This window comes from Paraburkholderia sp. EG286B (assembly GCF_040965655.1).
Taxonomy (GTDB): domain Bacteria; phylum Pseudomonadota; class Gammaproteobacteria; order Burkholderiales; family Burkholderiaceae; genus Paraburkholderia.
Map to the genome: position 1 here is coordinate 153,913 of NZ_JBFRCF010000015.1, position 24,895 is coordinate 178,807.

18 protein-coding genes are annotated in these 24,895 nt (G+C 60.2%); 11 read left to right on the forward strand and 7 right to left on the reverse strand.

Annotation, left to right across the window (positions count from 1 at the left end):
- Positions 1 to 334: 334 nt before the first annotated feature.
- From AB4Y42_RS29245 to AB4Y42_RS29295, 11 genes are all read left to right on the forward strand, one after another.
- Positions 335 to 1,441: a sugar transferase gene (locus tag AB4Y42_RS29245; RefSeq protein WP_368690301.1), complete on the forward strand. Its 1,107-nt coding sequence runs from the start codon at positions 335 to 337 to the stop codon at positions 1,439 to 1,441.
- Between the two features lie 241 nt (positions 1,442 to 1,682).
- Positions 1,683 to 2,777 carry a polysaccharide biosynthesis/export family protein gene (locus AB4Y42_RS29250; RefSeq protein ID WP_368696075.1) on the forward strand — a complete coding sequence of 365 codons (1,095 nt, stop codon included), beginning with the start codon at positions 1,683 to 1,685 and terminating at the stop codon, positions 2,775 to 2,777.
- 67 nt (positions 2,778 to 2,844) lie between these two features.
- Positions 2,845 to 5,088, forward strand: a complete 2,244-nt coding sequence (locus AB4Y42_RS29255) for a polysaccharide biosynthesis tyrosine autokinase (RefSeq protein WP_368696076.1) — start codon at positions 2,845 to 2,847, stop codon at positions 5,086 to 5,088.
- A 402-nt stretch (positions 5,089 to 5,490) separates the two neighbouring features.
- On the forward strand, positions 5,491 to 6,594 hold the full coding sequence (locus AB4Y42_RS29260) for a glycosyltransferase family 4 protein (RefSeq protein WP_368696127.1): 1,104 nt from the start codon (positions 5,491 to 5,493) through the stop codon (positions 6,592 to 6,594).
- Positions 6,582 to 7,799 (forward strand): glycosyltransferase family 4 protein, encoded by a 1,218-nt coding sequence (locus AB4Y42_RS29265; RefSeq protein ID WP_368696077.1) that lies wholly within the window; start codon positions 6,582 to 6,584, stop codon positions 7,797 to 7,799. The genes AB4Y42_RS29260 and AB4Y42_RS29265 overlap by 13 nt, the downstream gene beginning before the upstream one ends.
- 63 nt (positions 7,800 to 7,862) lie before the next feature.
- Positions 7,863 to 9,260, forward strand: coding sequence for a hypothetical protein (locus tag AB4Y42_RS29270; RefSeq protein ID WP_368696078.1), 1,398 nt, complete (start codon positions 7,863 to 7,865; stop codon positions 9,258 to 9,260).
- Complete coding sequence (locus AB4Y42_RS29275; protein WP_368696079.1) at positions 9,257 to 10,555, forward strand: oligosaccharide flippase family protein; 1,299 nt, start codon at positions 9,257 to 9,259, stop codon at positions 10,553 to 10,555. Before AB4Y42_RS29270 ends, AB4Y42_RS29275 begins: the two co-directional genes overlap by 4 nt.
- A 138-nt stretch (positions 10,556 to 10,693) precedes the next feature.
- Positions 10,694 to 11,635 carry a glycosyltransferase family 2 protein gene (locus AB4Y42_RS29280; RefSeq protein ID WP_368696080.1) on the forward strand — a complete coding sequence of 314 codons (942 nt, stop codon included), beginning with the start codon at positions 10,694 to 10,696 and terminating at the stop codon, positions 11,633 to 11,635.
- A gap of 110 nt (positions 11,636 to 11,745) precedes the next feature.
- On the forward strand, positions 11,746 to 12,816 hold the full coding sequence (locus tag AB4Y42_RS29285) for an acyltransferase family protein (RefSeq protein WP_368696128.1): 1,071 nt from the start codon (positions 11,746 to 11,748) through the stop codon (positions 12,814 to 12,816).
- Positions 12,817 to 13,071: 255 nt separating this feature from the next.
- The gene (locus AB4Y42_RS29290) at positions 13,072 to 14,178 is read left to right on the forward strand and encodes a glycosyltransferase family 4 protein (RefSeq protein ID WP_368696081.1); all 1,107 of its coding nucleotides are present in this window, start codon (positions 13,072 to 13,074) and stop codon (positions 14,176 to 14,178) included.
- Positions 14,179 to 14,190: 12 nt separating this feature from the next.
- Positions 14,191 to 15,267, forward strand: coding sequence for a glycosyltransferase (locus AB4Y42_RS29295; protein ID WP_368696082.1), 1,077 nt, complete (start codon positions 14,191 to 14,193; stop codon positions 15,265 to 15,267).
- Positions 15,268 to 15,391: 124 nt separating this feature from the next.
- Here the strand turns inward: AB4Y42_RS29295 and AB4Y42_RS29300 are convergent, their stop codons facing one another.
- The 7 genes from AB4Y42_RS29300 to AB4Y42_RS29330 all read right to left on the reverse strand — a co-directional run bounded on the left by AB4Y42_RS29300 (position 15,392) and on the right by AB4Y42_RS29330 (position 24,892).
- The gene (locus tag AB4Y42_RS29300; RefSeq protein ID WP_368696083.1) at positions 15,392 to 16,306 is read right to left on the reverse strand and encodes a transcriptional regulator; all 915 of its coding nucleotides are present in this window, start codon (positions 16,304 to 16,306) and stop codon (positions 15,392 to 15,394) included.
- A 127-nt stretch (positions 16,307 to 16,433) separates the two neighbouring features.
- A complete protein-coding gene (locus AB4Y42_RS29305) occupies positions 16,434 to 18,200 on the reverse strand; it encodes a hypothetical protein (protein WP_368696084.1) in 1,767 nt (588 codons plus the stop codon).
- A gap of 501 nt (positions 18,201 to 18,701) precedes the next feature.
- A complete protein-coding gene (locus AB4Y42_RS29310; RefSeq protein ID WP_368696085.1) occupies positions 18,702 to 19,175 on the reverse strand; it encodes a GtrA family protein in 474 nt (157 codons plus the stop codon).
- Positions 19,168 to 20,250 carry a glycosyltransferase family 2 protein gene (locus AB4Y42_RS29315; protein ID WP_368696086.1) on the reverse strand — a complete coding sequence of 361 codons (1,083 nt, stop codon included), beginning with the start codon at positions 20,248 to 20,250 and terminating at the stop codon, positions 19,168 to 19,170. The genes AB4Y42_RS29310 and AB4Y42_RS29315 overlap by 8 nt, the downstream gene beginning before the upstream one ends.
- Before the next feature lie 59 nt (positions 20,251 to 20,309).
- The gene (locus tag AB4Y42_RS29320; protein WP_368696087.1) at positions 20,310 to 21,296 is read right to left on the reverse strand and encodes a cupin-like domain-containing protein; all 987 of its coding nucleotides are present in this window, start codon (positions 21,294 to 21,296) and stop codon (positions 20,310 to 20,312) included.
- A 115-nt stretch (positions 21,297 to 21,411) separates the two neighbouring features.
- Positions 21,412 to 22,602, reverse strand: coding sequence for an SGNH/GDSL hydrolase family protein (locus AB4Y42_RS29325; RefSeq protein ID WP_368696088.1), 1,191 nt, complete (start codon positions 22,600 to 22,602; stop codon positions 21,412 to 21,414).
- The gene (locus AB4Y42_RS29330) at positions 22,589 to 24,892 is read right to left on the reverse strand and encodes a condensation domain-containing protein (RefSeq protein WP_368696089.1); all 2,304 of its coding nucleotides are present in this window, start codon (positions 24,890 to 24,892) and stop codon (positions 22,589 to 22,591) included. The genes AB4Y42_RS29325 and AB4Y42_RS29330 overlap by 14 nt, the downstream gene beginning before the upstream one ends.
- Between the last annotated feature and the right edge of the window lie 3 nt (positions 24,893 to 24,895).

Sequence of the window (24,895 nt, forward strand, 5' to 3'; positions counted from 1 at the left end):
AAACAGTTAGGGATCCTTCATATTAATCAGCCGAACCGGGTCCGAGAGACGTTGCGTTATGTGCGGTTACGCACATAACGCAACGCTCGCATTGTGACTTGCAGAGCGCCCCCAGCGTGGTTCGCATCATGAGGCAGCGACGATCAGAAACCGTTGGTGGGATTGCGCACGGTTCCTGCGTCGCTCGCGCCGTAATGTGTTGTCGTGGGTTATCGGGGCAGGCGGCACGTGGCGTATGGATCGCCTGAGACGGGGATTTCCGTGCGTTCGCCGGTGGCGGACGACTACCAGCCCATGAACGTCTGGCGAACACGACACGCACTGGGGTAGGGAAATGTCAGAGTTAACGCAACGGTCAGAGTTTGCGCAACGTACGGTCGACATCGTGCTGCAACGTACGGTCGATGTCGTGCTGATCGTGCTGGGCGCCATTTGCGCCGTACACCTGAATCTGAATTCCGGACAGGTGGCCGAGGTGCATCACCCCGATCCGACGCTGGTGGCATTTTGCGCGGCGCTCGCACTCTCGGTCTTTCCCGCCTGCGGGACCTATGGCACGCGTGGCAGCCGGTCGCTTTTCAGCGTCGCGGGCCGCACGGCGTTCGCCTGGCTCGCGGTGCAGCTTTGCGGACTCGTGCTGCTGTATGCGATTCATCACGATCATCTGCTGGCGTTGCCGTGGTTCATGTACTGGACGTTGACGACGGGTATTTCCCTGCTGCTGTCGCACACGCTGTTCTTTTCGGAATTCAGCGTGCTGCGGCTGACCCGTGAATGGTGGCGCCGGGAAGCTTATGAGGTCGGTGCGCGCGACAAGGTTCGCAGCGCCGTCATTGGGCACGCCTTGAAACGCGTCTTCGACATCGTGGCGGCGGTGAGTGCGATCGTGCTGCTCTCGCCGCTGCTCGCCGTGCTCGCGCTGCTGGTCAAGCGCGACGGTGGTCCGGCGTTATACGGCCATACGCGCGTAGGCCGCCATGGCAAGAAATTCCGCTGTCTCAAGTTCCGCTCGATGGTGGTGAACTCGGAGCAGGTGCTCAAGGATCTGCTCGAGCGGGACCCCGAAGCCCGCGCCGAATGGGAGCGTGAATTCAAGCTGAAGAACGATGTGCGCGTCACGCGGATCGGCCACTTTCTGCGCCGCTCGAGCCTCGATGAACTGCCGCAGCTCTGGAACGTCCTGCGCGGCCAGATGAGTTTTGTCGGCCCGCGGCCGATCATCGACCAGGAACTGGAGCGCTATGGCGAGGCGAGAAAGTACTACCTGATGGCCACGCCGGGTATCACGGGCCTGTGGCAGGTGAGCGGGCGCAACGACATCGACTATGCAACGCGTGTTTTGCTCGACGTTTCCTATGTGGAGAACTGGACCTTCCGGAAGGACATCGGGATTCTGTTCAAGACGTTGTTTGTCGTGATTCGCGGAACTGGCGCGTATTGAGTCGAAAACGGAGCGGGCGAGCGACTGGCATTTCGGGTATCCGGGCCACACGGCATGGCCTGGAACGCGTGTAGAGCGATTGGGGGTATTTGCGATGGGGCTGAACGCGATGAACTGGATCGGGACTGCGCACGCGCGTGTCGTGCGGGATTTTGGACTGGCGGGCGCGCTGCGCCGCGCGGCCGCGTGTGCCGCTTGCCTGGCGCTCACGGCGCTGAGCGGCTGTGCCCTGGCGCCGGGCATGACTTACACATCCGGCGCGGCCGGCACCGGCGCGAACCCGGGCGCCGCTGCGGCAACTGGCGCGGCAGTGCCCGATAGTGTGGTGGCCAAGGGCATCGCGGGTGCGCCATCCGGTACGCTCGTCGAGATCACGAGGGACCTGGTGGACAAGGAAGCCGCGGCGCGACCCAAGGGCATTCCCGCAGACGTGGAGAAGATGTTTGCCAAGGCCACTCCATATGAAATCGGCCCCGGCGATATTCTCACCATCGTCGTCTGGGATCATCCCGAACTCAACCTGCCTGCGAGCGGCGGCGGTGGCGACGCCCCTTCGGGCGCCAGTTCGGTTGCGTCCGGTTACACCGTCGATACCAACGGCTTTATTCAGTATGCCTATATTGGCCCGCTGAAAGTCGCCGGTCTTTCGGAAATGGGCGTGCGCGACATTCTCGCGGGAAAGCTCGCGAAATACGTACGTCAGCCGCAGATCACCGTACGCATCGAGACCTATCGCAGCAAGCGCGTGTATCTCGACGGCGAAGTCAAGACGCCGGGCGTGCAGGTGCTCAACGACCGACCGATGACGTTGCCCGAGGCGATCAACCGGGCCGGTGGCTTCACGAGCAACGCCGACCGCTCGCATGTGTCTGTGACGCGTGGCGACGCCACCGTGGATATCGATATGCCGGCGATGATCCGCAAGGGGTTCAATCCCGACCGGATCATTCTGCACGATGGTGACCTCGTGCGGATCTTTGCACAGACGGACAGCAAGGTCTTCGTGGTCGGCGAGGTCGAGCGTCCTGGCGGCGTGATGTTCAACAACGGACGTATGTCGCTCAATGAGGCAATTGGCAACGCGGGGGGGATCAACCAGTCGTCGGGCGATGCTTCGCAGGTGTATGTCGTGCGTGGACGCGATACCAGCCAGCCGACCGTTTTCCATCTCGACGCGAGCAGTGCTTCTGCGATGGCAACGGCCGACTCGTTCGAGCTGAAGCCCAACGATGTCGTGTTCGTCGATACGTCTGCTCTCGTGAAGTGGAGTCGTGTCATCAGCCTGATTTTGCCGACGACCCAGGCCGCGGCGGCGAGCCGTGCGATTGGATACTGATGTGCACATGAACAATACAAACCACACGAACCGCGTCAGTCGACCTGTTCGCTTTCGGGGGAACAAGATGAATAACCGCGACTATCTGCTCGAAGGGCCTGCGGAGACGATCATGCCGATCGCCCCCGACGGCGGACATATGGGCAATATGCTGGATACCCTTTATGCGGGCCGCAAGACGATCCTGATCGTTACGCTGATCTTTACGCTTTTCGGCGCCCTCTACGCGGTACTGGCGTCCCCTGTCTATCAATCGGACATGCTCATTCAGGTGGAGGAGAGCCCGAACGGGGCAAAGTCGGCGCTGGCCGATCTTTCCTCCCAGTTCGCGGTCAAGACCCAGGCATCGGCGGAAATGGAGGTATTGCGTTCGCGGATGGTCGTGTCTTCCGCCGTCGATGCGACCAAGCTCTACATCAAGGCAACGCCGCGCTATTTTCCCGTCGTGGGCCGCTGGGCCGCGCGACATCTGAGCCTCGACCACTGGTCGGGATGGGGCGGTTACGCATGGGGCGACGAGGCAATCGAGGTAACGCAGTTCAACGTGCCGACGCGCCTGCAAGGCAGGCCATTCGTCTTGACCTACCGGGGCGAGGGCGCCTACACGCTCGAGGGGGGCGGCATCACGCTCGAAGGCAAAGTGGGAGAGGCGTTGCACGCGCCGACGGTGGGCGGCGCAATCGACCTCGTCGTTGGCCGGATCGATGGGCAACCGGGCACGGTCTTCAACGTGATGCGCCTGTCCGAACTGAGCGCCATCCAGGGGCTGCAGACGGCAATCGCCATTACGGAAAAGGGCAAGGAATCCGATGTCATTGGTGTTGCGCTGGATGGCGAAGACCCGGTACTCACCAGCACCATTCTCAATGCGATCGGCAACGAATACATCCGGCAGAATGCCCAGCGCACGCAGGAAGAAGCGGAAAAGCAGATTGCCTTCCTCGACCGGCAGTTGCCTCTGCTCAAGGCCCAGCTCGAGAAAGCCGAGAACGAGTTCAACACGTTCCGCTCGGCGCACGGCGCCGTCAATCTGGATGCCGAAGCGTCGGCATTGTTGCAAAGCTCGGCGCTGGCGCAGCAGCGTATCGCCGATCTCCAACAGCAACGCGCGCAGGCGATGGCGCGTTTCACCGACGACAACCCCGCTCTTGTCGCCATCAACGGGCAACTGTCCGAAGCGCAGAAGTCGCTGGAACACCTCGCCGGCCAGACCCGCGCGCTGCCGCCGGTGGAGCAGGAGCTCGTGCGCCTGCAGCGTGAAGTGACCGTCGATACGAACATCTACACCAATCTTTTGAACAGCCGCGAGCAGTTGCGTCTGATCAAGGCAGGGCGCGTGTCGAATGTGCGCATGATCGACGCCGCTGTGCCGCCTGAAGGACCGATTCGGCCGAAGCGCGCAATTATCGTGGTCGCGGCCGTGTTTACCGGATTGTTTGCCGGCGCTGCGCTCGTGCTGCTGCGTCAGAGGCTCAACCGCGGCGTCTCCGTCGTGGACGAAATCGAAACGGGCACCGGGCTGGCGGTCTTCGCGGCCGTACCGCGCAGCCGCATTCAGCATTCGCTTGCGCGTCATTTGCCCCACGGCGCGCCGGGCGCGAACACGGTGCTCGCGCACACGGCCGTGTTCGACCCGGCAGTCGAGAGCCTGCGCAGCTTCCGCACCGCGCTCGAACATTCGCTGGAGGACGCAGCCAATCGTATCGTGCTGCTGGCGGGGCCGACACCCATGGTCGGCAAGTCGTTCGTCTCGGTCAATCTGGCGGCCGTATTCGGTGCGTCGGGCAAGCGTGTGCTCCTGATCGACGCGGATCTGCGGCGGGGCTCGCTGAACCAGCATATGGCGGTGTCGAGTATGCCAGGCGTCACCAACATCTTCGACCACTGCCAAAGCTATGACCACGTGGTGAATCACGACGTGATGCCGGGCGTCGACTTCGTCGCGACCGGGGGTTATGTGACCAATGCCAGCGAGCTGCTGCAGAAGGACGCTTTCAGGAATTTCGTGGCATGGGCCAATTCGACCTATGAGCTCGTGCTGATCGACGCGCCGCCGATTTTGCCGGTGGCCGACGCCGGGATCATCGGGAGACTGGCGGGCACCGTGTTCGTGATCGCGCGCCAGGGCGCGACGAGCGTGGCCGATCTGCGCGAGTCCGTGCGACGCTTCGAACAGGTTGGCGTGCCCATTCGCGGCGTGATCTTCAATGACATGACGTCGCGTCCGGGACGCTATGGCAACGAATATGCCGCGTACGGCTATTCGAGCTACGGCTTTGCCAAGGATACGGGGAGCGCGAAGGCAGAGTAGCTGGGTACCGCCGGCAGTCGTGTGCTCATCGGTAGCAGCGCCGTGGTCCATCGAATTGCCGGTCGAGCGGGGCCTTATGGTTTGGACTCGTGGGCTGGAGCGCATGCGCCCTGCTTCAGCCCACCTCACCGGCGGCAGTGTGACTGTCCGCCCGCAAGAGACGCGAACGCTTCACGCCCCTTCAGTCATCGTTCGTTTGACCGGATCCGTCAATCGCATTAGCGGCGACTTTGCATCGCAAGTCGCAACTGACTCTCCTAAACCGGCTCTGGATGCGTGAGTTGGCGTGACATGAGCGACGGCGAACATTCGCCGGTGCGAAGACCGGCCACACTTCAAGACATATGAATTGCATGGCGTCGCCCGTCGAATCCGGCCGTGAGCGATGCCTTCCACCTTGGGATGAAACACGTGCTTGCCCCCAATCTGACGATTAACGGCCGCTTCCTGGGTCGCCGCGCGACGGGTGTCGATCGCTTTGCGTTCGAGACGATCCGGGCGCTCGACCAGTTGATCGAGCTGCGAGATCCGCGCGTCGCTGGATTGCGCACCGAGATCATCGTTCCCGAAGCGCTGGCGGCCATGCCGAATCCGTTCCGGCACGTCTCGTTGCGCGCGAGCGGAAAGGGCGGTGGCCTGCGTTGGGAACAACTGGCGCTGCCGCAAGCCGCACGCGGCCGGTTGCTGCTCAATCTCTGCAATTCCGGACCCCTGTGGTATCGCCGTCAAATCACGGTGCTGCACGACGCGGCGCCCGCGCGCGTGCCGGACAGCTACAGCCGGTCTTTCGTTGCCTGGTATCGCCTGATGGCGCCGCGTCTTGGCCGCATATCGCGGCGCGTGATTACCGTGTCGGAGTTCTCGCGGCGTGAGCTGTGTGACGCTTACCGGATTCCTGCAGACAAGATCGGGGTTGTGCCGGAGAGCGGCGAGCACATGTTGCGTGTGCAACAGGATGCGGCTCCAGCGTCGGTTGCGCTCGACGAACGTCCATTCGTGCTTGCGGTGGGAAGCCTCAATCGTCACAAGAATTTTCAGCTCGTGGCCGAGGCTGCGCGCCTCATTCGTGAAGCGCAGTTCGACATCATCGTGGTAGGCGGAGGCGACGCACGGGTCTACGGAACGGGCCAGGATGCGTTGCCCGCCTTTGTGAAGCATCTCGGCTACGTGAGCGATAGCGAACTCGCTGCGCTTTATCGGCGCGCGGCATGCTTCGTGTATCCGTCGCGCTACGAGGGCTTCGGGTTGCCGCCCGTCGAGGCGCTGGCGCTCGGCTGCCCGGTGATCGCTTCGCGGCTGCCGGCCGTCCAGGAAGCGTGCAGCGACGCCGTGCTCTACACCTCGCCGGATGATCCTGCGGAGCTGGCGAGCTTGCTCGAACGGATCACGAGCGACGCCGCGTTACGCGAGAATCTGCGCGAGAGGGGCCGTGCACGGACAGCGGAACTCACCTGGCGAGCCACTGCCACCAGGTTGATCGAGGAGATCTCGCCGTGGCTAATGTGACGCTTGCGTCCAATCTTGCGAACGACACTCGCCGTTTCGGCCGCGTCGCGCTCGTGCATGAGTGGCTTGTCACTTACGCTGGGTCGGAGAAGGTCGTGGAGCAGATTCTTCAGCTCTTTCCACAGGCCGACCTATACAGCGTTGTCGACTTCTTCCCGGAGTCGCAGCGGGGCGTGCTGGGCGGCAGGCACGCAACGACTTCGTTCATTCAGCATTTGCCGCGGGCGCGCAAATCGTTTCGCACTTATCTCCCGCTCATGCCGCTGGCGATCGAGCAGTTCGATCTCTCGTCCTACGATCTCGTGATCTCCTCGAGCCATGCCGTGGCCAAGGGCATTTTGACCGGTCCGAACCAGGTGCATGTCAGTTATGTGCACTCGCCGATCCGGTATGCGTGGGATCTGCAGCATCAATATCTATGCGAAGCCGGGCTGCAGCGCGGCATGAAAAGCTGGATCGTGCGTGCGTTGCTTCACTACATGCGTATCTGGGACCAGCGAACGGCGCATGGGGTGGACGCTTTCGTCGCCAATTCTGCTTTCGTGGGGAGGCGCATTCGCAAGGCCTACGGCAGCGAAGCCACGGTGGTCTACCCGCCGGTCGATGTGGAGCGGTTTGAATTGGGTGACCAGCACGAAGACTTCTATTTGATTGCCTCGCGCATGGTGCCATACAAGCGGATACCGCTCATCGTCGAGGCATTTGCCACGATGCCGTCGAGGCGCCTCGTGGTGATCGGTGACGGCGCCGACTTTGCGCGTGTGAAGGCGTGTGCTTCGCCCAATGTGACGTTGCTTGGCTATCAGCCCGATGAGGTACTGGTGGACTACATGCAGCGTGCGCGTGCGTTCGTCGTCGCCGCCGAGGAGGACTTCGGCATATCCGTGGTGGAGGCGCAAGCCTGCGGCACGCCGGTCATCGCGCTGGGTCGCGGAGGATCGCGGGAGATCGTGGTGGATTCGCCGGATCCCGAGCGCGGCACGGGGCTCTTCTTCAGCGAGCAAAGCGTGGAATCGATTGTCGATGCGGTGGAGCGCTTCGAGCGGCAACCCCAGCCCAAAGCGGAAGTTTGCCGCCGTAATGCTATGCGCTTTACGGAAGAGCGGTTCAAGCAGGAGTTTCTCAGTGTCGTGGAACGCGCGATGGACGCCGACAAGATGCTCGCCGACAGGCCGCCTGTGGTGCGGCGTTGGCACTCAGCCTGAGTCGGTGCAATAACGAGATCGTTCACGCGCGAAGGCGGGGTGAACGCATAGGGGTTTCGGCAAGTGGAACTGACGATATTCGGAGTCATCGTGTTCGTCGCCGGACTGGCGGCGCTCTACGTGTCGTATCGCGGCGCGATATACGGCATGGCGGCGTTTTCGCTGTTTGGATGTACGCTCGCGCTCGGACTGGGCGGCATCGGCATTTTGCCGGCGCAAGTCTTTCTCGCGTTCTTCGCACTCAGAGCGTTCAATCTCGTGGGCGGGAAGGGGCTCGCTGACGCAGTCGCGCAGGGCAAGCCCGGTTTCTGGCTGCTCTGCACCTGCCTCTGGGGTGTTACGGGTGCCATCCTGCTGCCGCGTTTGCTGAGCGGCGCGACACTCGTGTTCCCTGTCGACCGCAGCAGCCAGTTCATCGTGTTGCAGCCGCTTGGCCCTGTGTCCGGCAATTTGTCCCAGACGATCTATTGCATCGCCGACGTCATAGTGTATTGCTCCATGTTTGCGTTCCTGCAATATCGCGGTGTATACCGGACGTTCGCCAACGCCATCTTCCTGCTCGCCTCGCTCGACGCGCTTGCCGGCGTGATCGATATCGTTGCGCACGCGGCGGGCCTCGACGTTCTCTCGGCTATCAAGACGGCGCAGTTCGCCGATTTGACCGGCCAGGAAATGGCCGGGATGGTCCGCATCAGCGGCACGTTCAGTGAAACGTCCGGCTTTGCGGCTTTTACGCTGCCGATCTTTGTCTTTTGCCTGAATCTTTGGCTCGTCGGCTATCGCCCGAAACTGGCCGGTCCGCTTTCGATTGCGACAGGATGCCTCCTGCTGCTGTCGACTTCGGGAACCGCCTATGTCGGGTTAGGCGCGTATCAGCTCGTACTGTTCTTTAGCCGGCCCGCGGTGATCTCGCGTTTCGCCCCGGTACGCAAGCAACGGCTGTCTGTTATTTCGGCATGCGCGGGTCTGTTGGGCGTGCTCTACGTGATCGTCTTTTTGCCGGGCGTGGTGAAAGTGCTCGGCGATTTCGTCGATGCCGCGATCCTGAGCAAGGCGGGCAGTGACTCCGGCGTCGAGAGAATGGGCTGGAATGCTCAGGGCATCACCAACTTCTTCGATACGTATGGAATAGGCGTTGGGCTGGGAAGCATTCGTGCGTCGAGCTTTCTGGTGGTGCTGGTGGCGAGCCTTGGCGTCGTGGGTGTGGTGTGTTACGGGACGTTCCTTGGCAAGACGCTGCTGACGCCGGTGCCTGGCCATTACCCGTTCGCGGAGCGGGCCATCGCCTATGCGGCGCGTCACGCCATGATCGCCACTTTGATCGTCGCCTCGGCTTCGCTTAGCGTCTTCGAACTCGGTACGTGTTTTTATTTATTTGCGGCCGCAGCGGGCGCACTCTCGCCGCGTGTGCTGCGACGTGTGCCCGCGCGTGGCGGATGGGTTGCCAGGGGGGGCTCATGAATAAGGTGCATTCGTCGCTGTCAAAGCTGGAACTGCTGGCTGTTTATTTTTCGTACGCAATTCGCTACCTCTACCCACTCGTTCTCATTCCTTATTACGGAAGAGTGCTGGGCTCGAGTGGTTACGGCGTGGTGTTGGCCGGACTGTCGCTTTCCAGTGCTCTCTGGCTGCTCGTCAACTTCGGATTTTCTACCATCGGGGGACGGGATATCGTCCACACCGAAGTCGCGAGCGAACGCGATACGATTTTTCGGGATCAATTCACGGCCCGGCTGCTATTGTCCGTTCCCGGTGCGATCGTCGGAGGCATCGCGGTTTGCAGGTCGGACATCATTGCCAATGTGCCGCTTGCGGGGTTTTTCGTCGTTGCGGGAGGGCTGCTGTCCGCCTTTAACATTGGCTGGTATTTCACCAGCACGGGACGCCCGCGCACGAATGTCCTGATCGAAGTGCTGGGGCTCCTGCTTTCGCTCGCACTGATCTTTACCTTCATTCGCAAACCGGCTGATGTCGACCGGGCGTTTCCCGTGATTTTTACCTCCAGCATGATCCAGACGCTGGTGGCGTATTGGCTTGTCCGAAAAGAATACAGCGGCTTCCTTTCACCCGTGCGTGCGGCCATGGGTCTGATCAAACGGTCGGCTACGATCTTCATCTACAGTGGAACAGCGGTTTTGGTGCTGGATGCTTCCACCTACATTCTGTCGCTGCTGGCCGCGGCCCAGGAAGTGAGTGCCTTTGGTCTCTCCGAGCGCCTGGTGGGTGCCGCATTGAGCATCATGGCGCCCGCCGCCCAGGTTCTGGCGCCGAAGGTCATGTATCTGGTTACCCGTAACCCGGCCCGGGCGAATCTGCTTGCCCGGCGCACGTTTGCCGTCTTCTTTGTCGGCGCGGTTGCGGGAGTGATCCTCACGAGACTGCTCTCTGAATGGCTCATACCGCTGGTATTTGGACCGGAGCTCCGCCATGCCGTCCCGGTTCTGAATATCATGATCTTCATTCTGCCGCTTACCGTTTGCACGCGGGTACTCGGTATCTATTTCCTGATTCCCCGAAAACTCGAAAGGCAGCTTGCCTGGAGCGGTGTGATCAGCGCGGTGGTGAACCTGATGGTGGCCATTCCCCTTGCCAGCCACTGGGGGGCCACAGGTATGGTCTACGCGCGAATCCTCGCGGAAGGATCATTGCTGGTCATGCTGATTTTCGGAATCTGGAAAGCAGGCTTGTTTCGAGAGATTCTCGGAATCGACGAAGGTGTCTCCTTGCCGGCGAGATTTGGCAGATGGCTCGAATAACGAACTCCGCGAATCGCTTTGGCATGCGTTGTGGTGTACGCGTGAGATCTGCGGGTGCGTGTGGCAGGCACGAGTGCGATGCCTCGCGTGCCGATGCAGCGTCCTCCACATTCCTGCGGGCAATGATCGATGAGGTCAATGATGGAATCGAGCTTCAGTTCGCGAGTCACGATGGCCGAGCCAGTGAGTCAACCTTCGCCCGGCGGAGATCGGAAAATCTGCCTGATCTTTGCCACTCGTGGTCGAGCAGACATTCTCAGGGATGTCGTTGCCTTCGTCGATTTGCAAACGGTTAAACCTGATCTGATCATCGTCTCCTGCGTCTCGGACGAGGACGTTGCCGACCTGTCAGTCCAACCCGGCATGATCGTCCTGAAGGGGCGACCTGGGCTCACGACGCAACGCAATCATGCATTGAACCATGTGCCTGACGATGTCGGCGTCGTGATTTTCCTGGACGATGACTTTCTGATGCATAGCGAGTGGACTGCGGAAGTCCTCAGGGCGCTTGACAGCGATCCATCCATTGCCTGTGTCACCGGAACCGTCATCGCGGATGGCATTCATGGGCCAGGTTATTCCGTCGAAGAAGGGCGCGCCATCGTTGCGAGGATCGGCGATCTTCCGGAACGGTTGATCGTCGCGCCGACCGGTGGTCCCTACGGGTGCAACATGGCGTTCCGCGCCAGCAGCATCGCGGGCCTGCGCTTCGATGAGCGCCTCGTTCTCTATGGCTGGCAGGAGGATCGCGATTTCGGAGGCCAGATCTGGAATCGGGGCTATCTCGTCGTGCGTATCAACACGGCGCTCGGCGTGCACCTGGGCGTCAAACGCGGCAGGGTGTCGGGATGCAAGCTGGGTTATTCGCAGGTGATCAATCCGCTTTATCTGGTGAAAAAGAAGACGATGCCTTTGCGCCCGGCGGTCGATCATGTCATACGCAATATCGCGAGCAACGTCGTGCGAAGCTTTGCGCCGGAGCCATGGATCGACCGGCGAGGGCGTCTGATGGGGAATCTGATCGGCTTGTGGGACTTCTTTCGTGGAAAGCTGACGCCTGAGCGACCCGAGAGCTTTTAGCAATCAAGCCTCTGAGGTACTTCCGATTCGGACAACATATTAGTAGCGGAGAAGGTTTTCTAGAGAGCTGGTGTTAGTCGCACGCGATGAAAAGAGACTCCCATTTGGCGGTGCCCGATTGCCTGCGTGGCCTCGCAGCCTTCTCGGTCCTGCTCTTTCACCTTAATCATTGGCTGGGGATCCCATGGTTGGCCCCCAACGCCGGTATTGCCGTCGACTTTTTCTTTGGCCTGTCGGGTTATGTCCTGTGCGTGGCGTATCGTGGCCGCTTCGAAAGAGGACTAAGCGGTGCGCTTTTCGCGCGTATCAGACTCATACGGCTGATGCCGATGATCGTGATCGGAACCCTGTTGAGTGCATCGTATCTGGCGGCGAGATATGTTCTGCTTCACGATTCCGATATCTCTCCAGGCTGGCTCGCGGCCGCCACGCTCCTTGGACTATCGTGCATTCCGACCTTCGGCGCTCCGCATGCAATTGGCGGGCCGCAGGTGTTTCCGCTCAATGGCCCCGAATACACGCTGTTCCTCGAGCTGGTCGTCAACCTCTTTTGGATGCTCACACGGCGATTCGACGGAATGAAGTTCGCGCTCGTCGTGGCGATCACGGGCTACGCGCTTACGGCGGTAGCTGGCATGGGAGGCGATACGCCGCAGACCTTCCTTTCTGGCTTTCCACGTGTATTCGGCGCTTACTATCTGGGCGTTCTGCTTTATCACTGTCACGTGAAATTCGGGCTGCTCTCGTTGAAGATCTGGAAATCGCTATTTCTTCCAGCGTGCGTCGCAACCCTGGTCATCATGGGGTGGAATGGCCAGATCCCCTTCTTTGTCCAGTGGCTGTGGGCTGCCGCCGTGATGCCGTTGTTGATCCTCGGCGGATCGTCGATTGCGCTCACCGGGCCTGTGCGCACGGCCGCGCTCGTTCTTGGGGAACTGTCGTATCCCGTGTACGCGTTGCATTACCCCACGTTCGTCTGGCTCAACGGCATCTATCAGGAGTTGATGCACAGAAAGGATCCGATTCTGGAGGCCGCCGTGTTCTTGCCCGCGATCCTGCTGACCAGTTATCTCATCATGCGTTTCATCGATACGCCCATCCGTGCCTGGCTCGTATCCCGATTTGGCCGATCGACGCCTAAAGCGGTTCTCGACACCACGGCGGCCGATACACCCGTTTGAGGCCGTGCGTAGCACTCGCCCGTGCGCAGGCTGAATACGCACGCGTTTGCGTGCGGTATCCAGCAGTGCTGCGCCGGCTGGGTCGATAGCATACCCGTCGGAGAAAGCCGCACTGTCCTGAGTCAGGACGGACATCGCGTTGCGCGAACCCTGCGCGAAACCTCTGGAGCTATCGTTGCTGCCGCTTGAGCGGCCATCTGATCGGTTGCCGGGCCATTGACTGAAAAGCATTGACGCTTGAACGTGGAGAGGGTTATGAAGACGATAGCGTCGAAGACGATAGCGTTCAATGGCAAGTTCTTCGGGGCAGCGCCGACGGGCGTGCACAAGGTGGCCGAGCAACTCGTTGCTGCGACCGATGCGCTGATTGCCGGGCAAGCCGGCAGTGGCCTCGATTGCGCGCTCGTCGTTAGAGACCGCGTCGAGATTCCGCTTTACCGCAATATTTCGTGCGTTCGCGAGAGTCGCTGGGTTCGCAAGATTCACCGGATCGCGTGGGAGCAATGCTATTTTCCACTGGCGCGCAGAAGGGACTTTATTCTTAATCTGTGCAATCTCGGGCCACTGATTCATCGGGATTCGGCAACGATGATCCACGACGCACAGGTGTATTCGGCCCCGGAATCCTATTCACTTCCTTTTCGGCTTTGGTACAAATCGCTCTACTTTTTCATCGGCAAACGGCACAAGATCATCTTTACCGTATCCGAGTTTTCCAAGGGCGAGCTTGTGCGCTATGGCGTTGCCAGCGCCGACAAGATTGTCGTTGTGCATAACGGCTGCGACCATGTTCTGCAGGTTCAGCCCGACGCACGGCAGCTTGCTGTATTGAGCCTGAAGCCACGGCGCTACGTGCTCGCACTCGCGAACACCCAGAAACACAAGAACATCGGCATTTTGCTCAAGGCCTTCGCCGGCGCACAGCTGAGCGACGTCGAACTCGTGCTGTTCGGCAATGCGACGCAGGCCGACTTCGAAAGCGTTGGGCATGTCTTGCCGCCCAACGTGCGATTTACCGGCCGCATTAGCGACGCCGAGCTCGTTGGGCTGATGACCCATGCCGGCGCACTTGCGTTCCCCTCGCTTACGGAAGGGTTTGGTCTGCCGCCGCTGGAGGCGATGGCGCTGGGTTGCCCGGTCGTCGCTGCGCCGTATGGCGCGCTTCCGGAAGTTTGCGGCAAGGCGGTGCTTTATGCCGATCCGTTCGACCCGGACGCCTGGCGGATGAATATTTTGACCGTACTCAACGATGAACCTGTGCGGGAGTCGCTGATATCCGCCGGGCTCCGGCAGGCTGGCGGCTTCACCTGGAGACAGGCGGCGCGCAGCATGTTCGATACCGTGAAGGCCGTGAGCGGCTGATGGGGGCACGTAATGTCTATTGATGTCGACTTCTCATTGGCGCTCAATGATCGAACCGGCAAGCTCTTTTTGGGGAAGGACATCATTTCGACGCTCGGGACCAGGGTGACGACGGTCCACTACGGACGATTTCACGAATTTCCCCATAATGATCTGATGCGCCGGATCGCGGGCCGCTTGACCCACAAGGAAACCATTGCGCGGGTCAACAGGTCGCCGCTGGTTGCTCTTTTGCCGGTAATCCGCGATCCACGCCCTACGCTGCATCTCGACCCGCTCAGCGTCGTGCGCCATCGACTGGAAGCACGGGACATCGTGCTCTGCCACGATGTGGGTCCGATCACACATCCTCAGTATTTCGCGCCCGGTGTCAATGAATTGTATGTTCGGGCTTATGACGAGATCCGGCGGATGAAGCCCCATATGGTTTTCGTCAGCAAGACGTCGCAGCGGGAATTTCACGCGCTGTACGGCAATGACTTTGCCTCGTCGAATGTCATCTATATTCCAACACGTCTGGGAGTCAAGAAAGGAGAGGGGCGTCCGGTGGAAGGCGTTTCGCGCCGTTTTCTGCTGACAGTGGGGAATATCGGCGACCGCAAGAACCAGGCCCGTTGTATCGAGGCGTTCTCGGCAAGCGGGCTTGTGGAGAAAGGGTGGCAGTATGTTGTTGTCGGAGGGCGCGAGTCTGGCGCCGACGCCGCTATTGAACTCGCGAGGCAATCTCCAGGTGTCGTGATGCCGGGCTATACCAAAGATGACGAGCTTCGTTGGCTTTATCGCAACGCATCGGGTTTCGTGCTGATGAGTCTGCTGGAAGGATTCGGAATGCCGGTGATCGAGGCGATAGAGCACGATTTGCCATGCCTCGTTTCTCGCGGGAGCATCCTGACGGAAGTCGGCGGCGGCGCGATGCTGTGCGCCGATCCGCTTGCCCGCGAGTCCATCGCGTTCGGTATGCGTTCGCTAGCCGAAATGCCGGACGAGGAGCGTGGTCGGCGGATTTCCGAGGCGCGCGTGCACCTCCAGATGTTTGCGCGCGAACCGATACTCGCCAGCTGGAGAGCGCTGGTTGAAAAGGTCGGGTGATTCGCTGACTCGAGCTGGTCGCATTCGGGGAAGCCAACAGGGCAGCTGGTGATCCCCATTGCTCGTGCGTACAACAACAAGGCCCGCCACGGTGGGCCGGGGCGGGCCAGGGCAACACGTAAGACTAGTCGCTTCCTTGCAGGGTCGACTTCGCGACGCGGCGGGCGGTATTCACCGCCGAGAACGCCGCGGCCTTGGCGCGATCGCGCACCGCGCTTCGTCCAGGCGGCGTGGGGCTGAGTCCAAGCTTCCGGAGGTAATAGTTGGCCCGATAGACATCCGCACGCAGCGTGTTGAGAAACTGAAAATTTACGCTCAACGTTACCGAGATATTGTCGCCGTTCTTCAACCAATGGGGGCAATTGACAGGAACGTGAACGCCCTTTCCGGGGGCCAGTCTGTATGTCTTCGCCCTGTCCTGCAACTCGGGTCTATAGTTCGGCGCGTTGTGATCGATCGTCCAGAATCGCTCGAGTTCCTCTTCCGGAAGCACCTGCCGGTCTTCCCGATCAAAGACGTACAAATCCTTTTGCCCGTGGATTTGAAGAATGAAATTGCATTCCCGATCGATGTGATACGCCGTCACACGCTTCGGTGACGTCACGAAAATGATGAGGTCTTCCCGCTTGATCTGCGATTCGATGTCGCCGCCGACCATACCCTTGATCTCCGCCATCGCATGCCTGTACAGCTCGGCGTAGGCCGGATCTTGTTGCGGGCCTCTGAAAATGAACCAGGCGTTGGAGTCTTCCAGCTGCTTTAATGCATTGAGCGGCGAGAACGCACGATTCGTATCTTTCCATTTCTGACCGGGCGCGACGTCACCCATATCGAAATAGAGGTCATCGGGACGTGTTTTCAGGGTTCGCTCCGCCAGTTCCATCAATTGAGGAAGCTGAAAGAGCGGATGAGACGCCAGGTGGTGGGAGACGTCGAAGCTCTTGCGCTCGAAATTCTCCCGAAACACCGAGGAATCCGCGTTGATCCACTTGTCAGGCAATTCCGCTTCGAGAACAGGGGGAAACGTCGACGTCTCCATGTGATCGCTCCTAGCAGTCTGATTTGGTTTGGGAAAAGCAAAACCCTTTGGCAAGAAGGTACCCAGTCGCGGGAAATCTGCGAAACTTTTGCAAGTAATGAAACTAGTCCGATTTATGGCTTTCGACCTATTTGGTCACACTGGAAAAGGTGTAAATCCAGGCAGACGTTCCCTTGAGCGGGACCCAGCCGGGATCGGGCCGACTTTTTGGCATCGATAGCGACACGACCGCTCGCGCCCCGCTTTGAGAGAACGCCTTCATGACCTGGTCACGCTGTTGTGGAGTAAGTTGTGTCCAAAATATTTCACCGTAGTCCGGAAAAGGGTTTGCGTCGACAGGATCAAACCGGGTGCGATCTGTAGGTTCAATCCGATACGGGAGACCGCCGAACTCATCGATGATGCGCAAGCGTGACACATAGGCCCAGGTGACCTTGACAGCATGAATGGAATTCCGGATAACGGCCACCTGGTCGCCCGGCCGTAACCCGGAGGCAGTAAGAGCGGTGGCGATGCGCCATTGCGGGTCGTCGTGAAAGTCCGTATGGCGAAACGCCGTTTTGAGCGTAGATGCATCGGCAAACACAAGTTCGCCGAGAGCACCTGCGCTATAGATTACGGCTAAAGCAATGGCGAGCACGCGACGGGAAGGCAGCGTCGCCTCAACCAATGGCGCTAAGGACAGAAGCGCCATAATCATGACGAAGGCACTGAGATAACGATCTTCGACATGCACGAGAAAGTACGTGCCAAAGCCTCCGACGGTTGGTAATAGCAATGGCCAGATTCGGATCACTATCTTAGCGAGCGACGCTCGCCATGATCGCCTGGCAAGGGATAGTAAAAAGGCCGCGGCCACAGCTAGTACAGCCGGATGTTGCCTGAGTATCTGTTGCAAGCTCCAAAGTGATCGCCCCAGTGCGATTACCTGGAGTTTTAAATTGAAGAATGGCCGAAAACCTTGGTACCAGTATGCGATGTCATTGTAGGGAGGGTAGGTCGTACGGAACGTTGTTCCAAAGCCGAAAGCTGGCAAGCCCGCTACGAGCTGACTGGTTGGATGAATTGGCCGGCCGAACTGCTCCGGTCCCCCTTGCCAATTGGTAAAGTGAGGTAACTCGTTCACGTGCCAGGCGAAGTTTAGGGCACCGGATGCACCAAGAGTCAATCCGCCATTCGACCACGAGATCCCGGCGATATAGATGGCGAAGAACACCCCGAAGGTTCCCACAACCGCACCGAATGGTCGCCACAGGCTACCCCTCGCACAGCAATAAATGAACAGCGTCAGAATAAACAAGCAAGAAAATGGAGTGAATACGCCTTTTACCCATACGCCGATACCAAGGATCAAGCCAAGCAAGATCGCTGCTAACACGTCCCGCCGCCGGATAAGGGATAGAAGCTGAGCCGAAGCAAGGAGGAAGCCCGTGGTCACGAGCAGGTCCGGACACGCGGCTGAAACAGGGTTAAGCGCCAGGCAGGCACCAAGAAAAACGCACACTCCAATCCAGATCGTAAATGGATGTCTGATCAGCGCGAGAGACTGTGGCCAATAGAGCGCGAGGGCATTCTTGATCAGGCTACGCCAGGCTGCATATGCAACCAGATAGATCAGCCAATTGACTACCGTTATCGCATACCATTCACCCTCCGGAGTAGGGGCGGCTAGCGCGCGCCCCACGGCAACTAGCGCTGGATATCCAGGATTCCAGAATGGGTTGAAAATTTCTCGCCAATCAACGTTTGAAACGGCCCAGCTGACGTTCAGATAGGATATCCAGTCGCCGTAATATTGCGTCCGCCCGTAAAGTCCTTCGACCATACCGAGTATGCCGATAATGATCCAGGAAATGGCGAGATGCACGCTCCCCGGCGGCCATTTTATTGTCATCTAGCACCTCCACGTTCGCGGCAAGAAGACCAATAGATAAGGGCGTTAGTCGCCCTGTGGTCCGATCAGCCCTATGGTCAACGCAAATTCCAGGACATGCGACGAATGTAGCCGGGGAGCGCTAAGCTCTCTGTGCGTTGGGCAACGCGGTGTTCGCTCGAACGAAGCCGTTTCGTCAGGGTACCCTCACATGCGGACCATGCGTTGCCAGCCGTCATCCAGATCTGGAAACGTATCCTCAAGTTACGCAAAGCAGCCGTCTGTACGAGGGGAATCCAACCGGAATTACGACACGCTGGTGCGCCGGGCGTCGCTTGCGTGCTCGCGCGGATGGCTCGCGGCGGCTCCAGTACGCATTGGCACTGCGGACGTGCGCATCCTGAATGAGCCAGGGGCAGTGTCAAGCCGGATGCCCTGCTGCCACGAAAAGGAAATGGGCCAGCAGCGCGGTCGTGTCCTCCGCAGCAAGCATTGGCCTGCGTCGTGATCGATTTGCAGCGTTTAGGTCGACCGAGCATCGTCCGGCGACGGGACCTTATCGAAAGTCGCGGTGAGAGACGCATTCGAGCTCGGATTGGAGTGGCGCCCGTGTTCCTTAAACGTCCACTTCGAATTGAGCAGATAAGTCAGGCCCAAAACGAGCGCGGTCGTAATCAGTTGGGCAATCAGATAGTTCAACCCAAGAACCGTCGCGAAGAACTTCATGCACACACCGTTCATCAATACGCCGAGCAAGGCGATGATGGCGAACTTCGGCGCGGTCGACAGGGGATTGCTCTTGCTTCGGAACGTGATCTGGCGGTTGAGGCTGTAGTTGACGATCGCGCCGAAGGTAGCCCCGGCCATGGAACTGACCGCCGGGGAGGCAAGACCGGAGTGGACCATCGCAATCAAAATCGAATACTGTGCGACGGTGCCGATCGCACCGACGCCCGCATAGACCACAAACCTTCTTGCCGCGCGCAGATCAGGCATCGCTCGTGCCTGCAGATTGATAGCGACGGCGGATCAGATAAACCGGCCGATTCTTCGATTCGTAGTAGATGCGGCCGATGTATTCGCCAAGTACGCCGATACCGATCAACTGGACCCCGCCGAGCAGGAGCACGGCCGAAATCAATGACGCGTAGCCGGGTACGGCGACCCCTTGAATCAAGGTTCGCACAATGAGAAACGATGCATACATCATCGCGATGCATGCCACGAAGGTGCCGACGTAAGTCCATACGCGAAGCGGCAGCGTGCTGAAACTCGTGAAGCCCTCCAGCGCGAAGTTCCACAGTTTCCAGCCCGAAAACTTCGACCTGCCGGCAAGGCGAGGCTCGCGCACATACTCGACGACTGCGGTCCGGTAGCCGACCCAGGCAAACAGCCCCTTCATGAAGCGGCGCGTCTCGGGGAGCTGTTTGAGCGCGTCCACGACCTCCCGTGTGATCAAACGGAAGTCACCCACGTTCTCGGGGATCTTCGTGTCGCACATCGCGTTGTGAATGCGATAAAAGATCGCCGCGGTCTGGCGCTTGAGGAAGGAATCCGTGAGCCGGCTCACACGTTTGGCAACGACGACATCGTGGCCTTCACGCCATTTCTCGACCAATAGCGGAATGATTTTCGGCGGGTCCTGCAAGTCCGCGTCGAAAGGAATCACTATGGCGCCGCGCGCTTCGTCGAGCCCTGCCGAAAGTGCGGCCTCCTTGCCGAAGTTGCGCGTCAGGTCGATGACACGGATGCGGCTGTCTTCTTTCGACATGCCGATCAGCATGCCCAGCGTGTCATCGCGGCTGCCGTCGTTTACGCAGACGATTTCGAACTCGGTTCCGTCGATCGATTCGAGTACAGGAATGACCGTGCTGAAAAACGCGCCGATCATCTCCTCCTCGTTATAGAACGGCACGACGAGCGACAACAGGCAGGGCTCACTGACCGAGGGAACCTCCGCAAGCGCAGGATTGGACCGCGCAGTCGTCTCGCGTGCGCCTGCCGGCGAGGTTGACGCTTCCCTCAGGAGAGGCTCCGGAGCCAGAAAGTGAGGGCGGCCGATATAGTCCATGATTACCTCGCGCAGATGCCGCGGTTGTGCGATTGGCGTATTGATCGAATCGCGGGCGTTCAGCGTTTGACCAGACGCCGAACCGCGTTCAGCGGGGACTTCAAGCGGGTTACCGGCGCGTGAACGACTTCCGCGAATGTCTTGGGATGGCGGTGTTCGAGCGTCGAGATGACCTTTCTTTTCAAGCTGTCGCGCAGTGGCGAGACACCGGGCGGCAACGGCTTCAGCCCCATCATGCGCAGAACGTAGTTGGCCTGATAAACCCGCGCGCGCCGCTCGAGCGACCTCATGCAGTAGTTGATGCTGATACTCACCGAAATGTTGTCGTCGTTCTTGACCCAATGCGGCGCCAATGAGGGGTGATGCACCACATCGCCCGGATTGAGCCGGAAGATCGTGCCGCGACTCTGCAGTTGACGGCGATAACGCGCGGCCTCGAAGTTGCCGGCGTAGTAGCGCTCCACTTCCTGGTCCGGCACCAGCTCGCGATCGGTAGCCGGAAAGAGGCATACGTCTTTCGAGCCTTGCAGCTGGAAGAGGAAGTTGGTTTCGTGATCGATATGGAAGGGCGTCGAGATATTGGGTGACGAGACCAGCAAGGTCATCGTCACCAGGGTGATGTCGCTGCGCAGCGGGTAACCGGACAACTCCTCGAGTTCGGCGGTAATCGTGTCAAGGACCTGGGCGTAGTCCGCGTCGTAAAGGTGTGCCTGAGTCAGCTTGATCCATGAGTCGTTTTCGTGAACGCTCGCAAACGCTTCTTTCAGCCGCGTGCTGTGGGGCATGGCGCTGAACCTGGATTCCAGCGAACTATTCTTGAAGTTGATCGCACGGACGTTGCCATTCTTTTCAAGCATGCGGAGGGCGACCTCCTCGATCCTTGGGATATCGAACAAGCCGCTTTCATGCAACAGATGATTGAATTTGAACGGATGCAGATTGAAGTTGCTTTTGAATTCCTTATTGCAAGCGTGCAGGATTTTTCCGTCTGGGGTGAGGTGGGGGGATGCATCGGCCAACGCCGCACCATTGCTAGTCACAGACATGGCACACCTTTGCAGGTTAGAGGGTATTGCTTGCAGGCTACTATCGCGTCTGTGGGCCAGATGTGCGTTGACGAACATCCAAGCCGGTTTTCGCGTTTACCCGGGCAAGATCGGTCTACTTGACAGCTTCCTGGCTAGTCACCGATGTTGTGGCTGCGGCTCCGAAGCTTGGCCGGAGAAAATCGACGACCTCGGCGTCCGTGATTGGTTTGATATGCAGCCCGAAAGCGGCGTTTAGCGAAGCGACAAGGTGCTGTGCCCAAAGGGCATTCCAGACCACGCCGGCATGAGTGTCTGAAAGGAAGGTGTTGTGCGGATCGTCGCCGGACGTATTGGTGATGGCCCAGCCAGGCCCCAGGTGCACGGTCTGGTAATTCGGGCGGCCGTGATCGTCGCGATGGCCCCACAGGGTGCTGAACCACAAGCCAAAGTCGAGAACGTAGACATGGTGGTCCGCCGCGGCGAGCGCGCGCAAACCATTGGTGAAGCGATCTATGCCGGCATCGATATTGGCTATCTCCCTGGCGGATTGCCAACTGTCGAACTCGCCAGGCCAATCGGCGTCGCTGCCCCCGGCTACGAGCACGACATAGGTATCCGGGTGATATTTGCGGATTAGCGCGACGGCTGCGCCAATTGACTTGATGCAAGCGTCGATCACGGCCGCGGGGTGCGATGCAGCTGGATCGCGTGACAACTCATCAAATAGCTCATGGCTGCTGAGATCATTGTCGCCAATCTGGATCAACACGATGCCACCTCGCCAGGCTTGCGGTTCCGTGTCCATCAAGTCGACGAGACGGATCGCCTGGCGCTGCGATTGCCCCATCAACTGGCTGCAGGTCGCGCCGCTAACCGCGAAGTTATAGCGGTAGTCCTGTTTGGGGGGCGTGCGCGCGAGCGCACCCAAAGCTTCGCTGGCAATGGCGTGATACTTCCCCGTTCCCCAAACGCCCCATTTGCCCTGGTCGATCTGGTCTCCCCGCAACTGGGCGAGCACCTCGGTCCACTGCCACGTGGTCGCGCGCCACTGGCCTCCTCGCGCATGCGGATCGCTCAACATGACAGTGTCGTGGTAGGCCTGGCTGTTGGAGTCACCGAGCACGGCTAATCGCACCCTTCCCGAGGGCGGCTCCGACGCGTTGGCGACGGCGGCCGGCACACGGCGCAACAGGCCGGGAACGGCCAGTCTGACAAAAAGGCCGGTGACGGACAGTGCGCCGAAAAGCGCGACCAGCAACACCCTACGCGAACGGGACATAGGCCTTTTGCCCTGTTGTGGCGCACCGAGATCATGGCCCTTCAAGGGCGCTTTCCCGTTCGTCGTGCGCGGTTTCGGCAAAGCGGTCGAGCAGCTGCTTGCCCATGACCGCCGCGCCGGCCGCGCGGAACATCTGGTTGTGCATGCCAGGAACCTCGGTGACGACCAGTTTGCCGCTGATCACTTCACCCCAGCCCATGTCGTGCGAAAACAGGCGACCCTTGAGCACCTGGCCGCTGCGGAAGATCTGGACATTGCCGTCGTAGGGCTTCGGACGATATCGCACTTGCTGCTCGCGCAGATAGCCGATATTGCGGCCATACCAGAGGTTGTCGTCGATCATGTTGTTCGCGCTGTCGTTCTTCAGGAAGCCGAACTTCTCGGCGAGCTGGGTGAGACGAAGCCAGCGAACGGTCCGAAACTGCTGGAGGAACGCAATCATGGACATCTCGCCACGTCTCGCAAGGCGGAAGTCGCGCGGGATGTCGTCCATGCGCACCTGGAATTTGCGCAACAGGCGATCGTACCAGGGCATCGACTCCCGATACCCCGGGCACCACGAGTCGGTGAGGACGACGAGCTCCACCGTTTCGCCTTCGCGGCGCAGCTGGTGGGCTGCCTCCAGCGCCATCGCGCCCAGCACGCAGTAGCCCATGAGAATATAAGGGCCGCTCGGCTGGATCAGTCTGATGAGTCGCACGGCGTCCGCGGCGAGATCCTCGAAAGCGCGCAACGGGAAGTTGGGCTGAGGCGTCTTCGGCACCATCGGAACATCGACGATGGGCCGCTCGTCGCCGACCTGTTTGGCCAGTTCATAGAGGACCGCGATGTTGTTGAGCACGATGACGGGCGTTTGCGAACCCTCCTCGTTGAAGTGCACGACGTTGTGCGCTTTCGCCTCCAGCTCCGCCCGGCTCATAAAACCGCTGACACCCACGCCGCCCGCGACTTGCGCCGTGTCGTTTCCGGGGGCGGGCGCGAGCGCTCGCTGCGGCGTGACTTCGGCGGTTTCCAGCACCTCGCGCCATTGGGCGAGATACCGGTCGATCGTCTCGATGTCGTAGAGGTCCGTGTCGCCTTCACAGGAGATGCGCCAGCCTTCCGGGCGCCGCACCATGAAGAAGTTGAGGTCGTAGAGCGCGCCCGCGTTGAAGGAGGGCGAAGTCGTCGCGGCGAAATCCTCGCGGCGCACCTCGTCGCCCATGCCGACGAAGCTTTGCTGCAACGCGAAGTTGACCGAGCATAGCGGCGGCCGGTTCATATCCGACACTTCGCCGGCCATTTCCATCATCTCTTCGAACGGCACGTGCAGATGCTCGATAGCGTCGCTGAGTTTCGCGCCACACTGTGCTGTGACATCGGCAAGCGTGCTGCCCTGGGTCACACCGAGGCGCAGGATCACCGTGTTGATGAGCGGCCCGATTACGCCTTCGAGTTCCTGCTGATCGCGCACCGACATCTGCGTGCCCATGGCGACGTTGGGCTGCCCGGTCGTCTTCTGGAGCGACATCGCGAGGCCCGCGGCCGCCACGCTGAAGAGCGTCACGCCTTGTGCCTTGGCGGCCGCGATCAGACGCTCGCTCATCTCGCCCGGCAACAGGATGGAGCGAATGACGCCCTGGAAGCGCCGCTCCGGTGGCCGGGGGCGGTCGCCCTTTACGTCGAAGCGGCTGAACCCTTTAAGCTCCTGGCGCCAATGGACGCGAGCGCGGTCGATGGCGCCGCTGGCCAGGAACTCGCCCTTCCATAGCGCGTAGTCGCCATGGTGCAGGTCGACGTCGGCGTAATCGGGATCGTGGCCCGCGTGAAGCGCCGTGAGTCCTTCCACGAGTTCACGCACGAGGATCGCGAAGGACCAGCCGTCCATCACGAGCGAATGGAAGGTCAGCTGCAACTCGCCTTGCGTGCTCGACCTTGGCAGCCACACGGCCCGGAAGAATGACGCGGACGACAAGTCGAAAGGCGTGCGTGCCTGCTCCTGACCTACGCGCTGGGCCTCGGCCAGCGCGGCCTGTTCGTCCAGACTGCCGAGATCCACCACCTCGAGCCGGAAGGGGGCGCGACTCCAGACCTGCTGGCGCAGCCCGGCGCCCGTCATCAGGAAGCCGGTGCGCAAAATCTCGTGCCGCGCAACCAGTTCGCCGAGCACCTGTTCGATGCTCGCGGCAGTGAGCGGCCCCGACAATTGCAGCCGGAAGGCGATGTTGAGCGCGGAGGCCTTCGGCGACGCCTTCTGCTCGTGCCAGTAGCGTACCTGGCAGGCGGTCGCCGGGAACAGGGCGTGGCCCGCCTCGACCTCCTGCACAGGTGCGATATTCAAGGCTATCGAGTTCATCGC